Here is a 15,107-nt window from a genome sequence, read left to right on the forward strand (position 1 = left end):
TCGGGATTTCCGGTTCGGAAATCCCGACTTATGAGTTCAATGCTATTTATTGGCTCCCGATTTCAGATCGGCATTGTATTTGTCGATGACTTCTTTCTGCGCAAGCTCTTGCGCTTTCTTCAGCTCCGTCGCCGGATCCGCGTTCTGGTCGAGCAATACTTTCTGGATCGGCTTGACGAGGTAGCTGCTGAGGCTGCTCTTCAAAAAGTACTCCAGATGCTGGTCTTTCGCGGATTCGTTGACGGCATCCAGGTAATCCTGCGGAACGTCCTTGATGTACTGGGTGACGTCGAAGTCCTTCAGCACCGTGAACGGGCGCACGCCGAGACCGTTGTCGACTTTGAACTGGCCGAGGGCGTCGTTATAGTCCTTGGACATGAAGTACATCGCGTATTCGAACGCCGCCTTCTGCTGTTCCGGGGACGATTTGGGATTCAGCATCGAGAAGCTGCCGCCCACCTGCGCCGGCGCCTTGCCCGAAGGACCTGCAGGGAATGGAGCGAAGCCGATGTCTGCCGGGTCCATGCCTCTGCCCACGAAGTTCGTGAAGCTGTCGGACGTGCCGATGATCATCGCGGAACGGCCGCTGTAGAAGTCCTTCTCGTTCTCTCCGATATCCTGCACGACGTTTTTCTGCGTCACTTTGTATTTCCATTTCAGGTCTTTGTAGTATTGAAGCGCTTTAACCGCCGCGTCCGACGTGAAATCCAACTTCGCCGTGCCATCCGGCAATTGCTCCGTCAGATCGCCGCCCGCCTGCCAGACGTAATATTCGAAATGCCAATCCGCCCAGTCCATGCCGAGAATATCGAAGCCGGTGACGCCGGGGTTCTTGGCTTGAACGGCCTGCGCGTCCGCCGCGAATTCTTCCCACGTCTTCGGCGGCGCCGCGATGCCCGCGTTGGCGAACAGCTTCTTGTTATAGATCAGGCCGCTCGTATACATATCGTTCGGAATCCCGTAGATTTTGCCGTCTTTGGAAGCGAGGTTGAACGCGCCGTCGATGAAACGATCCTTATCCGGCGAATTGTTGACCATATCCGTGATATCGGCTGCGATGCCCTTCGGAATATAAACCTGCATATCCGGAAATGCCGCCGAGGAAAGGTCCGGGCCTTCGCCGCCGGCGACCGCCGTCAGGAACTTCTCGCGGACGTCCGGCTGCCACGCCTCGACGTGCTTGACCTTGATGTTCGGGTGATCCGCATCGAATTTGGCGAATTGCTCTTCGATGAACGACTTGCCCGGATCATCCGGGGAAGGCTGGTCCCATACCGTGATCTCGACGACCGGGTCGGCCGCGTTGTCCCCCGCGTTCGCCGCAGCGTTCGTCGAGGCGTTCGTCGAAGCGTCCGTGCCGGCGTCGGCGTTCGCCGCAGCGTCGTTCGTCTGCGTCGCCGCGTTGTTCGCGCCCGCCGCGTTATCTTCTTTCTCCGAACCGCAAGCCGACAGCAGACCGGCTACGATCGTGGCGGCAACCAGGACGGAAGCCGATTTGTTGATTCCCCCATGCTTTTTCATGCGATGCCTTACCTCCTAGTGATATGTCCGATTGGTTTCGGTTACAAGCTAATCATAGCGGGAAAGGCCAAGGCCGTTAATGGAAATAACGTACTTGTGCGCTATGAATATTTTGACGAAGCGGCGGTACCTCCGCGAGCGCGAAAGCCGCCGGAACCTTCTCCGGCGGCTTTCGCATGTTCAGTCGGTCGGTCTTGCGCCAGCGCCGGCAAGAGCCTGCCGGAAGACGATTCCACTATGGCGGTCAAGACAGCGAAAGCGTGCCGCGACGTCAACCTGTCGCACGCATCGTTCAGCTGGACCGGTACTGATTCGGCGTCATGCCCGTCGTCTTGCGGAACACGCTGCTGAAGTAGGCGGCGTCCTTGAAGCCGACCAGCTCGGCGACCTGCTGGATTTTCAGGCTCGGGTCGCGGAGCAGCAGCTCCGACTTGCGGATTCTGGCGTTCGTCAGGTAGTTGACGAAGTTCTCGCCGAAGCGCTCCTTGAAGCGGCGCGAGAAATAGCTCGGATGAAAGTAAAAGCGCTCGGCGATCATCTGCAGGTTGAGCGGCTCGTGCAAGGACTGGTCGATGAACAGCTTCACCTCGTCGATCGCGCTGTACTCCGAGGAATGCCGCAGCTTATAGAGATGGCCGACGATGTTATGCACCATCTCGATCAGGTGCTCCGGGATCTGGCGCCAATTCGCCAGCCCCTGCAGCCAATGCAGCAGATCGTCCAACTCGCCGATGATCCACTCGGGGATGCTCGTCTGCGTGAGCAAATATTTGCGCAGCAGCAGATGGAACTCCACGCAGAAGCTCTCCAGATGCGCGAAATAGACCCGCCCGTCGGTCGCGATCGTCTCGACCCGCTGCCCGATCCACGCATTCAGCGCCGCGGCGTTGCACTCGTTCAGGCAGCTGAGCAGGAAGGCTTCGTCTTCGCGCGAGATGACGGAATGCGGGGCCGCCTTGACGTATTCGGCGTCCGCCGCGTAGATGCGCCCGGTACCGTGGATGATCCGGTTGCGCAGCGCCTGCTTGGCTTGCTGGTAGGACTGTTGGATGACCTCCATCTGACGGACCGCGGTGCCGCAGCCGATCGTCGCCTCCAGCTTCAGATGGCGGCGGATGCCCGCCAATATCTCCTCGAGCTCCCGGTTGAACGTCTCGGCATCGACGGGGGATTGGCCGCCCAGCACGTAGACGAGCTCGTTCTCGTGCATGACATGCTTGAAGAGCACGCCGTCGCGTCCGTTGGCGTCGAGCACGGTGGAGATGATGTTCTGCACGGCGAACCAGAGCAGCCTCCCGTCTTCCGGGCGGAAGGAGAGATGCGGCAAGGCGACCGGCTCCAGCTGGAAGACGACCGCCGCGAAGCGGCTGCACTTCGCCTTCATCGCGAGCACCCGGTCGTCCCGGTCGGCCGCTCTTTGCCCGGCGTCCTCGCCGTATTGGATGAGCTTGCTGAGCATTTGATCGCGAAGCGACTCCTCGGAGCGGCTTTGCAAATGCTTGACCTGCTCGCCCAAGGCTTGCTGCTGGACGCGCCATTCGATTTTGTGGATGATCCGCGCCAGGCTTTCCTTGAGCTCGTCCCTGTCCACCGGCTTCAGCAGGTAGTCCGTCACGCCGTATTGGATCGCCTTCCGCGCGTATTCGAACTCGCCGTAGCCGCTGACGACGATGAACTGCAGCTCCGGCATCGCCCGCAGCGCTTCCTGCAGGAAGGTCAAGCCGTCCATCCGCGGCATTCGGATATCCGTGATGACGATGTCCGGCCGCTCCTCGCGCAGCTTGGCGAGCGCTTCCATCCCGTCGCCCGCTTCCGCGATGACCGTCACCGGCAGCCCGGTCATCTGAATCTTCTTGCGGATGCCTTGCCGCATCAGCTGTTCGTCATCGACGATCATCAATTTCATCGTGCGCTTCCTCCACCCGCATTTTTTTGACCAATACCGTGGCCGTCGTCCCCTGCTCCTCCCTGCTGTGCAGGGTTAAGCCGTAATGATTGCCGAAGACGAACTTGATCCGGTACTGCACGTTGAACAGCCCGATCGACGACGCCGAATTGCCCGCGTAATTTTGCTGCTGGCACTGCTCCAGCATGACCTGCAGCGCTTGCAGCCGCTGCGGCTCGATGGACGGCCCGTTGTTCCAGACGGTGATGACGGCGTCGGTATCGGACAGGCTGTATGCCCGGATACGAATCTCCCCGCCCGCGGACAGATGGTCGATGCCGTGTATGAAGCTGTTCTCCACGAGCGGCTGGAGCAGCAGCTTCGGGGTCAGGATCGTCTGCAGTCCTTCTTCCATGTCGATCGTATACGTCAGCCGGTCCGCGAACCGGATCTGCTGGATGGACAGGTAGATCTCCAGCTGGCGGATTTCCGCGTGCAGCGTGGACATATGCCCGGCGCTGATATTATACCGGAACATCTTCGCGAGCGAGGAGCTGATGATGCTGATCCGGTCATCCTCGTGCAGGGCGGCCAGGCTGTCGATCATGCCAAGCGTGTTGTACAGAAAATGAGGATTGATCTGGGATTGCAGCGATTTGATCTCCGCATCCTTCTTGACCAGGTCCGCCTCGTACACCTTGACGATCAGCTCGTTGATTTCCTTGGCCATCTGATTGAAGCGCCGGACGAAATAGCCGATCTCGTCGGTCGAGGTTACCGGAACCGCAACGCCGTAATCGCCCTTCTCGATGGCGACGATTCCCTTCTTGAGCTGCTTGAGCGGGGTGATGATCTTGGAAGACAGAACGCTGGCGATGATCATTGCCCCGAGCAGGCAGACCGCGCCGATCATCAAGGTGCGCAGCGCCAGCTCGTTGACCTGCCGGAGCAGGATGCCGAGCGGGATCTGCCCGACCAGCACCCACGACGTATTGTCGAGCTTGTTGGACACGAACAGCGTCTTCTCGCCTAGATGGTCGGCGTAGAGATACCTGGAGGTGACGTGATAACTGAATGCGAACAACCGGTCAAGTCCCGTGAGCCGTTCGCCGAGCGATTTCTCGTTCAGCGTGAACATGACCTTGCTGTCCTCGGAGTCGACCAGCGCGTACTGCCCCTGTTCTTCGCTGCCGATCTCGCCCAGCCAATCCTTCAGAAAGTCGGACGAGAGCCGGATGAACAGCACGCCGACGACGGGGTTATCGGAATTGAAATCGATCGTCTTGATCGCCTGCGTGAAGATCAGCGTCCGGACGCCTTTCTTCGTTCGCGGATCGATGACGACCGTGGGCAGCCATGCGCCTTTGCCGTCGTTGCGGATTGCAATCGTTTTCAATTGCTCGAAGTCCTGGTCCAGGCTGTTCACCTTGCTGATGCCTCCGGAGGTGAGCCGGTTGCCGTTCATTTGGCTGACCATGATCAGGTCCGCGACGGGATTGCGCGAGAGAAACTGATTGAATTTCGTGGAGTAATGGCTGTACGTTCCCGGATCCGCCCCGAGATGTTTGACGAACTGCTGGAAGTCCTTGTCCCCGAAGTACTCCCACGCGAAATTCTTGATGTTCGACATGTACGATTCCAGCGTCGCGGCGGACTGGTTGCTGATCTGCTCCATATTCCCGATCGCCTGCCGCTTGATGTCCGACGACGTCTGCACGTAATAGTCGAGCCCCAGCGTGACGACCGTGATCGAGATCGTGACGAAGAAGCAGAACCATATTTTCCGGTACAAGGATTTGGCAATGAAGCGATAGGGGAAAAGCAGCATGCGGGTCATTCTCGTTAAGCGCTTGGTCGTCGTCATCCGCTCTATTCCCTCGTCTCGCCATGTGATCGTAATCGGTCCGAAGCTAGCTATGAGTAAATTATAGAGCGGGCGACCGTTTTATTTCATTAAATATTTTACGATCGGGTATGAAAATATTGAATTTTTTTGCTAGGCGGGAAGAACCGGAGTAACCATTAGCAACTATTCGTTAAATTTGGATATTATTGTGATAAAAAAAGAGACAGCGCGTTCGCTGTCCCTAATGCCGCTATGGCTGAATCGTCCTACGCCTCGGCGGTCCGCGTCATCGTCCTGCCGTTCACCGTCACGTCGCGCAATTCGCCGTACAGCACCTCGAGCTCCCAGTCCGGTTCCCCGGTGCTTATGTCGATCGTTTGCTTGTAGACGCCCCATGCCGTCCCGGTGCTCCAGAAACAGGAGAACGCCTCGCGGAACAGCTTGGGCTCGAAGGACATCGTCCTGCCGACCATGTCGCACCGGTAACCGCTGAGCGCGGGAAGCAGCGCCCAACTCGCCATCGAACGGGCGTAATGGTTGCCGCATTCCACCTCGTTCCACGGATTCCGGCGGAACCCGTCATGGCGTTCGCGCAGCGCCTTCACGATCGTCAGCCCTTCCTCGAGGCAGTCCTCGTAGATCAGATGAGCCGCCACCTGATACTCGACGCCGGTCCATACCTCGTCCGAATAGATGAACGGAAACTTCGGCCGGCCGCCGTGGGGCCAGGAGCAGAGCAGCAGCCCCCGCTCGTCGCCGAGCGCGTACGTCCGCTGAACGTTCGCATGGTTCGAGAAGTCCGTGCGGAAGTTATAGCGGTATACGGAACGCAGCGCTTGCTTCACGTGCGGCTCCGGCAGGACGTAGCCCAGCCCGGCGACATGGGCCATGAACTGCCCGATCAATTGGTCGGACAGGCAGCCCGTCCCTTGCTGGTACCGATAGGCATCGGCGTCGTCGAGCCGCTGCACGTAATACTCCCCGCCCCAGAGCATCGCGTCCATCGCGGCGCTTCCCCGCGCGCACGCCGCGGCATAGAGGCCGGCGCGTTCCCCGTCGCCCGCGTAGGCGGCCATTTCCGCTCCGGCCCTCAGCGCGGCGTAGAACATCGCGTTCGTAAGCGAGTTCGGCCCGAAAAATTCCACGTCGTACGTGTTGTGCTGCTCGCTGTCGAGCACGCAATCGCCGTCGGAATCCCAGTAGCCGAACGCGAAGTCCAGCGCCAGCCGGGCCTTGGGCCACAGCTCGAGCATAAACCCGTCGTCGCCGCTTAGCTTCCACTCCCGGTACAGCCGGACGATCGTGCCCAATTGCCCGTCGGCGGCCGGCACCATGTCCCACCGTTCGCCGCCGAAGACCCGGTTGGTGCGAAACGACATGCTGCCCCGTTCGTCCGTCTCCAGCAGAAATTCCACGCGCCGCATGGAGCGTTCGAGCGAAGGGAACAGAAACGCCATCGTCTGCGCGTAATTCCATACATGCGTGCATGAGCCCTCGCAGCTGCCGCGATGATCGAAGCCGCCCTCCCAGCCGAGCAGCGTGCCGTCCCCGATGCGGAAGCAGGTCGTGCTGCGAATGACCGTAATATTGGCCGCCAGCGCGTCGAGGACATAATCCGGCAGCGTGCTGCCGAACAGCGCGCGGCGGAAATCCCGGGAGCGGCCCTCGAGCCGGTCGATGTTATCCAGCAGATAAGCGCCGGCATGCCACGCGTCCTCGAACAGCTTCGCGTAGTAGTTGCGCTCTTGGCCTTCCTTGCTGCTTACCGGCAGGATATGCCCCTGCCAGTTCTTCGGCCGGTTCGGAAAATGCCAGGTAAGCGCGAACTCGAATACCCGCTCCTCGCCTGGCCGCAGCGCGTGGCGGATGCAGACCGAGCCGTAGCGTTCCTTCCCGCCCGCGTTCAGCTTGCCCGTCCCCGCTTGCGTATCCTGCCAGGGTTCCAGCCGTCCGTCCTCGGCGAAATCGTTCCAGAACTCCTGGATGCCGTCCCACCAGGCGCCGGGCAGCCATTCTTCCTTCACGGACGCGTTCGCGTCGCGGGTCATGAGCGCCAAGGTGCCGTTGCGGAGATGGCCGGACGGAAGGTCGGGCGAATAAAAATAGATGCCCTGCCTCCCCTGCTCCGAACGGTATTCGTTGCGGACCTCGCCGGCGAGCCGCATGTTGTGGAACAATTCCCGTCCCTCGTAGCCGGCCGCGTTGGCCAACGAACCGGCGATGGACACGTCCACGGGCCGCTCGGACGCGTTCGTCACGCGATAGCGGATCATCGCGCCCGGGATGCCGGAATCGTCGGGATTCAGAGGAATAAACGGCGTGAACGCCTCCAGCGTCACCTCAACCGGCAGGTCGCGGTCCGTAAACGCCACCTCAGCGAACGGATACTCCCCGCGCAGGCTCGACGCCGCAAGCCTCGGCAGACCGGCCGTTTCGTCGGCGAAGAAGCCGTGCGAATGGGCAAACGGCGGCGTCAGCTTCGCCTCGAGCACCTTGGCCACGGCCGCGTCCTCCCCGGCTTGCGTCCGGATGGCGAAGAACGAATACGGCAGGGCATTGCCCTTGCCTTGGCTGTTGAACAGCTCCCAGTCGCAGAACTGCCCGCGCGAGCCGATCGAGACGTTGCCCGTGCCGATGCCGCCGAGCAAAAATTTCGCTTCCCTCGCTTCATGCGTATACGAGCGCTGCGGCCCCCTGTGCAGCAGCTGCTCCTTGGTATATGGATAATGGTCCATGGATTCCCTCTCTCATCTGCGCCGGCCGCCGGCCTCGCGTTATTTCGGCGCTGCCGCTTCGAGCACCAGCACCCAATCGTCGCCTCTTCCGCTCGAAGGCGGGAAGAACCGCCGTATCCCCGAATCGCGATACTCGCCTGCTTCGTTCAGTTCGCCGCTGCGGGGGTCGAACCAGGAAGCGCGGACGACATCGGCCTGCAGCCGGTCGACCGCCGCTTCGAATGGCACGCCGTTCGGCGAGTACAGCAGCGCGTAACCATCGCCGCGCGCCGCCGCCATGCGGTTCGCGCCGGGCGGATTGCCGACGATCATCGCCGGATCGGGAATCCGGTCCAAGCCCGCGCGAGTCTCGATCAAAGCCCGCAGATGGCGCATTTGGGCCGCTCCCGGCCTGCCCAGCGCCTGCGCCCAGGTCATGATAAACCGATCGCCGGCCTCCGTCGCCATCGACCAGACGGAATTATGGCCGTACGTATGGCCGAATGCCCCCGACAGGACGGCGTAGTAAGCGGCGGTCCGAACGTCCGCCGCGTCGAAATAGCCGTTCTTCTCCGCGTCGTGGTCGCGCGGATGGTCTTCGTAGCAGGGCTCGCCGTCAAGCACGGGCTTTGCGGGCCTTCTCTCGTAATCCGCGGCGACCAGCCTGTCGGATTGCCGTTCGCCGAGATAACGGTGACCGGATTGGATCATATTGAAGTCCAGCCATTCCTCGTCATGCATGAAGATGGCCGAGGTCCGGCCGCCCGGGGGGTGGAAAGTCATGAGATGGTTGCCGAGGTCGCCGTCGGCCAACCCCTCCGCCATGCTGTTCACAACGTCGAAATGCACGCGGGTCGTCAGCCAACGGTCGCCGCCGAGCACCCAGACGATGTTGGTCTTGTCCCGGTAACGCCTCCCGATCCATTCCCCGTAAGCCCGCGCGTTCGCAGAATCAATGATTTCCGGCCCGATGCCGAATGCCTGATGGAACTTGTCGCCCCATGTCGGCAGCATCGCGATGTAAAGGCCCAGCTCCGCGGCGGCATCCACGATATAATCAACATGATCCCAAAACGAATAAAGCCCGTCCGTGTCCGGCAGCAACGGGTCGGGCCGGCCGTCTTTCCCCGGCTTGAACGGCAGCCTTCCATGCGCGTTCGGCGCCGTGACGCCTTCGAATTCCGCCAGCGCGACGGCTTGAATGACGTTAAACCGCATTTCGGCCCGCTGTTCCAAATACCGCCTTGCCTGATCCCTGTTCAGCTTGTGAAACAGCTCCCAAGCCGTATCCCCCAGCCAGAAGAACGGCGAGCCGTCCTCCCGTACCAGAAATCGCCGGTTGTCGCTGACCCGCAGCTTTTGAATCGCTTTTGCCGTCATGAATCCTCCCCCTTGCTGCTGCGCAGCTTCGTATCGCCTTTCTTATCAGGATAGATCCGCGGGCAAACCGGCGGTAGCGAATATTTCAACTTGTTGGCTGGAATATTTTGATTTGTTTGCAGGGAAATGCGGAGCGTCATCGTTCATCTCGCTTGCGGCTGGGGGTTCGGACCGAACATCGCCCGCACCTCGTCCCGCATCGTGCGGAGCGGCCGTCCGGCAAGGCGCGCCAGGTCCTCCGACGTGTACCGCATATCCGCGAGCGCCAGCATGCGGTAGACCGGATGCGCCATATCCGGATTTGTCCGGTGCACGACGCGGCGACCGGTCGACGCCGCGACGGCCCGCGCCAGATCCTCCGGTTTCCAGGCGCGCGGCGCGGCCAGCTCGTACGTCCGGCCGTCATGTCCATCCTCCGTCAGCACCGCCGCGGCGGCCGCGGCCAAGTCTTCCCGGGCGGCCGTGTTGAACGACCACTCTCCCGGCGGACTCCATAATTCTCCGCTCGCCGCCGCCTCTCGGACGCCGAGTAACTTTACGACGTCCATATAATAGGCATTCCGCAGGATTGTGCTCGGAATCCCCGACTCCCGGATCAACCGCTCGGTTTGCAGATGCAGCCGATGCAGCGGCAGCCGGCCCTGCTCCGGCCGGACGATGCTCGTGTAGACGAGATGCCGGACGCCGGCCTGCTTGGCGGCTTCGATGGCTCCCGCATGCTGACGAAGGCGGACGGCGTCGTCCGGATGAGGGGACGAGATCAACAACAGCCTCGTCGCGCCTCGAAACGCGGCTTCCAAGGAATCGGGAATGTCGTAGTCGCCGTACCTGATCTCGATGCCTTGGCTCTGCCATTCGGCAACCGCCTCCGGTTTACGTACGCTGACGGCCAAGCTTGACGCAGGTACCCGATACCTCAGTTGCCGCAGTACAAGTCCGCCCAAATTGCCGGTCGCTCCCGCGAGCACGATTTTCATGATTGGTTTCATCCTTTCAATCTCTATTTAGTTAACCATTTAACTAGTTGCGCGAACAAAAACGGCTTCGTTGAACGCCATCGTTCAACGGCCGTTTTCCGCACCTCTTTTGCCCATTGCGCATGCGCGCCGGTTTCATGCTTCGTTCCTTTCCAGCTTGTTCAGGAGCGCGAGGAGCTGCTTCATCTCCGCTTCTTTCAATCCTCTCATGCGTCCGACGATCGTCTCCCGATTCCCCGGCAGGAGGTCCGACAGGATACGTTCTCCTTCCGGAGACAAGACGACCCTGCGCTTCCGGCCGTCCTCGGGATGGCTCGAGCTATGAATATAACCGAGCTCCTCCAGCGGGGTCAGCAGCACGCTGATGTTCGCCTTCGTCACGCCGATCCGGCCGGCAAGCTCCGACGGCAGAATCGCGCCGCCCGCCTTGGCGATCTCGACGAGAATGCGGATGCGCGCCCCGTTCGTTCCTTGCGCGGACCAGTATCGCTCCGAAGCGCCGACAAGCCCGGCCGTCGTTTCCACGAGCGCGAAGAAAGTCCGGACTTCCAGCGGCTGCTCGCGTACATAATTCCGAATATCCGTCAACCGCGCCGCCTCCAACTAGTTAAATGTTTAACTATTACTAAAATAAGGCAATCAAGCCGTTCTGTCAATCTTCAAAGCATCGGTAAACGGAGAACATTATCAACCGATTCGTCTTGAGCAGCATTTGCGGGTTTCGAGAGATTCGCTTCCGTTGAAACGGCTATACTAAAAAAGAAAGTTTGCCCGCTGCGCGCTTGAAGCCGGCGCGCCCGGAGAAGAAGAAGGATTGGAGCGCCCGCGATGTATTTGAATACCCTCAACCGCCAGTGGCGCGCGTTCATGCTCGCCGCCGGCTTCGAAGAAGCCGCAACCGTCCGGCTGACGAATACGGCAAAGCTGACCGGCATTACCGGCATGAACGGCGCCAGCCTGCTGGAGTTCGAACGGGCCGGCGCGAGGCATCATTTCTACTATATGCCCGGCTATGTGCCCGGCGCGGCGGACGAGTTGCGGCGGCTCGACGACGCTTATGCCGCCGCAAGCTGGCAAGACGCCCTCGGCATTCATGGCGCGAGGGCGGCCGCGTTCGAGGATGCCGTTCGCGGCTTCATGAAACAGAGCTACAGCGGCGTGCAAACCTCCGTCGACTGCAGCGGCGGCCTGGAGCTGGCCCAGAATCGGATACGCGCCATCCGCCTGTCGCAATGGCGGGAGCCCGACCGCGCATGAGCGGTCGCCTGCGCGAACTGGCGGCCGCACATTTTCGATTATTGCCCGTCGGCAGCCATCAGCCCGACCTCCTGGCACAGCACGACCAGCTGATGGACCCCGTAATATTGCCTGCGGTTGCGCTCGTGTATCGTCTGCAGCGCGTCCGCGGTCACGCTCTTCGCTTTTTCCACGCTTTGATGCTCCACCGCCTGCACGATCTCCTTCATTTTATCCAGAAAATACACCGTCCGGCGCAGCGTGCGGATGAGCAGGATTTGCCGGATATGCGTCGTCGTGAACAAGCGGTAGCCGCTCTCGGCGTCCCTTTCCGGAGCGAGCAATCCCTCCCGTTCCCAATGCCGGATCGCGGACGGCTGCACGCCTGTCAGCTCGGCCGCTTCGCCGATCGTAACGCGGCTTTTCGGCTTCTTGGCCGGCATGATCGGCAGCGCGGGATCGTCCAGCAGCTCTAGCGTACGGTCCGCGGCGGCCTTGTCCTGCTGCAAAATGGCTTGCTCCCGGTTGAGCAGCCAGAGCGCGCCGTCCATGTCGCCGGCTTGCACGAGGCGGAGCGCCTCGCAGCCGATCCCGACGCCGAAGCCGGCGAACAAGGCGCGAAGGCAGCGGAAATAAGCGGCATGCACGTCCGTGTAGAGCCGGTAGCCGTTCTCGCCGCGCTCCGGTGCCGGCACGACGCCCCAGGCTTCGTAATGCCGCAAGGCGCTCGTGCTGATGCCGAGCTGCCTCGCGATCTCGACGGGCTTGTAATACGCCTGCGTCTTCACCGGCCGTCCCTCCCCGTTCCTGTCGATTCGCGTGTCACCACTATAGCAAAGGCCGCCCCCTCCGAACAACGGCCCGCAAAATAATTTCCGCCGGGCTCAAACCGCTTCCGCCTTTCGTTCGTTTCTCTCATTGATGTAACCATGCCAAGGAGGAATGAAAAATGAAAGGTCAACGTTATGGGCTGTTAAGCCTGCTGTTCATGTTATGCTTCGCCATGCTGGTTCCCGCGGGCGTCTCCGCCGCCGAATCGGCTCCGGCAACGGTTACGACGGACGGCGACACCGCCGGCAAGCTGGGCCTCCTGCTCGGCGACGGCAGCGGCGTGACCGCGGACTACCTGAATAAATCCGCGACGCGCATTCAAGCCGCGATTATCTCGCTTCGCCTGCAAGGCCATCTGGCAGAGGCGGAAGCGTTTAAAGGGACAGCCAGTTTTGCCGATGCTTCCTCCGTCGGCACGAGCAACCAAGCCGTGCTCGCCTACCTGAAAGCGCATCCCGAGCTCGGCTGGAACGGCACGGGCGGCGGCAAATTCATGCCGCTCGAGAAGATCAGCTCCCAACAGCTGTACAAAGTGCTGCTGGAATCGCTCGGCTACCGCTCCGGCACGGATTTTGACTATGCCGATACCGAAATGTTCGCCGCGGGCAAAGGCCTCGGCGAAATCGCCGGCACGCCCGCGATCACGAACGCCCATATCGCCACGGCGCTGATCGAAGCGCTGGCCGCGAACGCGTCGGACGGCATGCCGTACATGACCATGCTCCAAGCGAGCGGCGTCCTGCCCGCAACCTCAGCGCTGCCTTCCGGCGAACGGATCCGCCTCCGCCACGACGCGAAGCTCGGCACGCTGTTCACCGACAAGCAAGGACGGACGCTGTATTTCTTCTCGAAGGATGCCGCCGATCCCAACAGCTGCGTCGGCGATTGCCTGAAATCGTGGCCGATCTACGACGCGCCTAGCCTGCAGATTCCTTCGACGCTGAACGCCGCCGATTTCGCCGTGCTGAAACGCGCGGACGGCACGGAGCAAACGACGTACAAAGGCTGGCCGCTCTATTATTTCGCGAAAGACCAAAAAGCCGGCGACACGCTCGGCGAAGCGGTCGGAGGCGTATGGTTCGTCGCCAAGGCCGATTATGCCGCGATGCTCGGCACGTCCCCGACGCTGGGCAACTACTTGACGGACGCTTCGGGACGCACGCTGTATTACTTCGATAAGGATACGGCCGGCAAGAGCAACTGCACGGGCGACTGCCTCGTCAACTGGCCGGCCTATACGGCAGGCGGCACCGGCGTTCCGACCGGCGTGAACGCGGCCGATTGGGGCACGATTACGCGCGCGGACGGCAGCAAGCAATCCACGTTCAAGGGCTACCCGCTCTATTACTTTATCAAGGACGCCAAACCCGGCGACACGCTCGGCCAAAACGTCGGAAGCGTCTGGTTCGTCGTCGACCCCGCCAAGTTCACGGGAACGACGGCGCCTGCGGTACCGGCGGCGAAGACGTACCGCATCGACATCAAGGATTATTCGTTCGGCTCGGGCCCGCTGACGGTGGAAGCCGGCTCCAGCATCGTCTTCACGAATTTCGACGACATGAAGCACAACGCCGTCGCGGTTAACGGCGCCTTCTCGCTGCCGCTGCTCGCGAAAGGCGAATCTTCTACCATCACGTTGGATAAACCGGGTACTTACGACTACTACTGCCAACCCCATAAGGCGTTCATGACGGGTCAAATCATCGTCAAATAACACGGGCAAGGAGGTACGAACGCGATGAAATTGCAGCTGCATCCAGGAAAACGCCGTTCGACGCCAGCCATTATCGGCCTCATGCTTATGATTTGCTGCCTGATGCTCGCCGCCTGCGGCAATTCGGGCAGCTCCGGCAACACGAGCAACACAAGCAACACCGGCAACGCGGACACCATGAACAATGCGGACAATATGAGCGGCATGAACAATGCGGGCAATGACGCGACCGCCGCCGAGGGCAGCGATACCGGAGGCGATACCGCCGTCCAATCCGGCTCGAACGACGGCAGCGGCCAAACCGCGGACAACGGCGGCGCAGCCGGCGGCACGAACGCGTCGACGGGTTCGGGAAATGCCGCCGGCGGTCAAACGCCGGCTGCTCCCGCCGATTCGGCGCCATCCTACTCGGACGACAAGCCGGCGACGCCGGCCGCGCCGGATAAGAGCGGCACCGACGACCATCCTTCCGCATCGGACAAAAACGACGGCAAAGCCGCCGGGTCCTCCAAGGGCGGCGACGACAAGCCCGCTGGCACCGACGACCATCCTTCCGCGTCGGACAAAAACGACGACAAGGCTGCCGGGTCTTCCAAGGGCGGCGACGACAAACCCGCAGCGACGGATGCTTCCAAAGGCGCAACCGAGGATAAGCCGAAGCCTCCAGCGAACGCGGGCAAGGACGATGCCAAGCCGGCAACGACCGAGGATGCCGCCAAGCCCAAGACCTACACCGTGGAGATCAAGGATTTCGCTTTCTCCCCCGACAAGCTGGAGATCAAAGCCGGGGACAGCGTCAAATTCATCAACCGCGACGAAATCAAGCACACCGCCACGTCGGTCGACGACGTCTTCGACACGGATCTGCTGGCCAAGGATGCGTCCAAGACCGTCACGTTCAAGGACGCGGGCTCGTTCAGCTACAACTGCACCCCGCATCCCGGGATGCTGGGCGTCATTACCGTCAAATAAATTCGCGCCGCAAGACTGTCGCTCCGCGCGG

Annotated in this window: 11 protein-coding genes; 3 read left to right on the forward strand and 8 right to left on the reverse strand. The window is 61.2% G+C overall.

Going from position 1 to position 15,107, the window contains the following annotated elements; genetic code table 11:
• Positions 1-42 precede the first annotated feature (42 nt).
• From AC50YL_RS21670 to AC50YL_RS21700, 7 genes are all read right to left on the reverse strand, one after another.
• Positions 43-1,521: an extracellular solute-binding protein gene (locus tag AC50YL_RS21670; protein WP_494834674.1), complete on the reverse strand. Its 1,479-nt coding sequence runs from the start codon at positions 1,519-1,521 to the stop codon at positions 43-45.
• A gap of 292 nt (positions 1,522-1,813) precedes the next feature.
• Positions 1,814-3,427 (reverse strand): response regulator, encoded by a 1,614-nt coding sequence (locus AC50YL_RS21675; RefSeq protein WP_494834676.1) that lies wholly within the window; start codon positions 3,425-3,427, stop codon positions 1,814-1,816.
• Entirely contained in the window at positions 3,405-5,270 is a 1,866-nt protein-coding gene (locus AC50YL_RS21680; RefSeq protein WP_494834677.1) for a cache domain-containing sensor histidine kinase, read from the reverse strand. The genes AC50YL_RS21675 and AC50YL_RS21680 overlap by 23 nt, the downstream gene beginning before the upstream one ends.
• Before the next feature lie 248 nt (positions 5,271-5,518).
• Complete coding sequence (locus tag AC50YL_RS21685) at positions 5,519-7,987, reverse strand: GH116 family glycosyl-hydrolase (RefSeq protein ID WP_494834678.1); 2,469 nt, start codon at positions 7,985-7,987, stop codon at positions 5,519-5,521.
• Positions 7,988-8,026: 39 nt separating this feature from the next.
• Positions 8,027-9,346, reverse strand: coding sequence for a glycoside hydrolase family 140 protein (locus AC50YL_RS21690; protein WP_494834680.1), 1,320 nt, complete (start codon positions 9,344-9,346; stop codon positions 8,027-8,029).
• A gap of 143 nt (positions 9,347-9,489) precedes the next feature.
• Positions 9,490-10,323, reverse strand: a complete 834-nt coding sequence (locus AC50YL_RS21695) for an NmrA family NAD(P)-binding protein (RefSeq protein WP_494834682.1) — start codon at positions 10,321-10,323, stop codon at positions 9,490-9,492.
• Between the two features lie 135 nt (positions 10,324-10,458).
• Positions 10,459-10,911 carry a MarR family winged helix-turn-helix transcriptional regulator gene (locus tag AC50YL_RS21700; protein WP_494834683.1) on the reverse strand — a complete coding sequence of 151 codons (453 nt, stop codon included), beginning with the start codon at positions 10,909-10,911 and terminating at the stop codon, positions 10,459-10,461.
• Positions 10,912-11,151: 240 nt separating this feature from the next.
• Here AC50YL_RS21700 and AC50YL_RS21705 point away from each other — a divergent pair, with 240 nt between their 5' ends.
• Positions 11,152-11,580, forward strand: a complete 429-nt coding sequence (locus AC50YL_RS21705) for a hypothetical protein (protein WP_494834685.1) — start codon at positions 11,152-11,154, stop codon at positions 11,578-11,580.
• Between the two features lie 38 nt (positions 11,581-11,618).
• On the opposite strand, the gene AC50YL_RS21710 is transcribed toward AC50YL_RS21705, so the two are convergent.
• Entirely contained in the window at positions 11,619-12,347 is a 729-nt protein-coding gene (locus AC50YL_RS21710; RefSeq protein WP_494834686.1) for a TioE family transcriptional regulator, read from the reverse strand.
• A 161-nt stretch (positions 12,348-12,508) separates the two neighbouring features.
• Between AC50YL_RS21710 and AC50YL_RS21715 the strand changes: the two genes are divergently transcribed.
• Both AC50YL_RS21715 and AC50YL_RS21720 read left to right on the forward strand, forming a co-directional pair.
• On the forward strand, positions 12,509-14,104 hold the full coding sequence (locus AC50YL_RS21715; protein ID WP_494834688.1) for a plastocyanin/azurin family copper-binding protein: 1,596 nt from the start codon (positions 12,509-12,511) through the stop codon (positions 14,102-14,104).
• 24 nt (positions 14,105-14,128) lie between these two features.
• The gene (locus AC50YL_RS21720; RefSeq protein WP_494834689.1) at positions 14,129-15,076 is read left to right on the forward strand and encodes a plastocyanin/azurin family copper-binding protein; all 948 of its coding nucleotides are present in this window, start codon (positions 14,129-14,131) and stop codon (positions 15,074-15,076) included.
• Positions 15,077-15,107: the final 31 nt, after the last annotated feature.

The sequence above is a fragment of the Paenibacillus sp. J22P277 genome (assembly GCF_059383675.1).

Bases quoted from the DNA above. Each gene is read 5' to 3' on its own strand.
- AC50YL_RS21670 (WP_494834674.1), bottom strand. From the start codon at position 1,521: ATGAAAAAGCATGGGGGAATCAACAAATCGGCTTCCGTCCTGGTTGCC.
- AC50YL_RS21675 (WP_494834676.1), bottom strand. From the start codon at position 3,427: ATGAAATTGATGATCGTCGATGACGAACAGCTGATGCGGCAAGGCATC.
- AC50YL_RS21680 (WP_494834677.1), bottom strand. From the start codon at position 5,270: ATGACGACGACCAAGCGCTTAACGAGAATGACCCGCATGCTGCTTTTC.
- AC50YL_RS21685 (WP_494834678.1), bottom strand. From the start codon at position 7,987: ATGGACCATTATCCATATACCAAGGAGCAGCTGCTGCACAGGGGGCCG.
- AC50YL_RS21690 (WP_494834680.1), bottom strand. From the start codon at position 9,346: ATGACGGCAAAAGCGATTCAAAAGCTGCGGGTCAGCGACAACCGGCGA.
- AC50YL_RS21695 (WP_494834682.1), bottom strand. From the start codon at position 10,323: ATGAAAATCGTGCTCGCGGGAGCGACCGGCAATTTGGGCGGACTTGTA.
- AC50YL_RS21705 (WP_494834685.1), top strand. From the start codon at position 11,152: ATGTATTTGAATACCCTCAACCGCCAGTGGCGCGCGTTCATGCTCGCC.
- AC50YL_RS21715 (WP_494834688.1), top strand. From the start codon at position 12,509: ATGAAAGGTCAACGTTATGGGCTGTTAAGCCTGCTGTTCATGTTATGC.
- AC50YL_RS21720 (WP_494834689.1), top strand. From the start codon at position 14,129: ATGAAATTGCAGCTGCATCCAGGAAAACGCCGTTCGACGCCAGCCATT.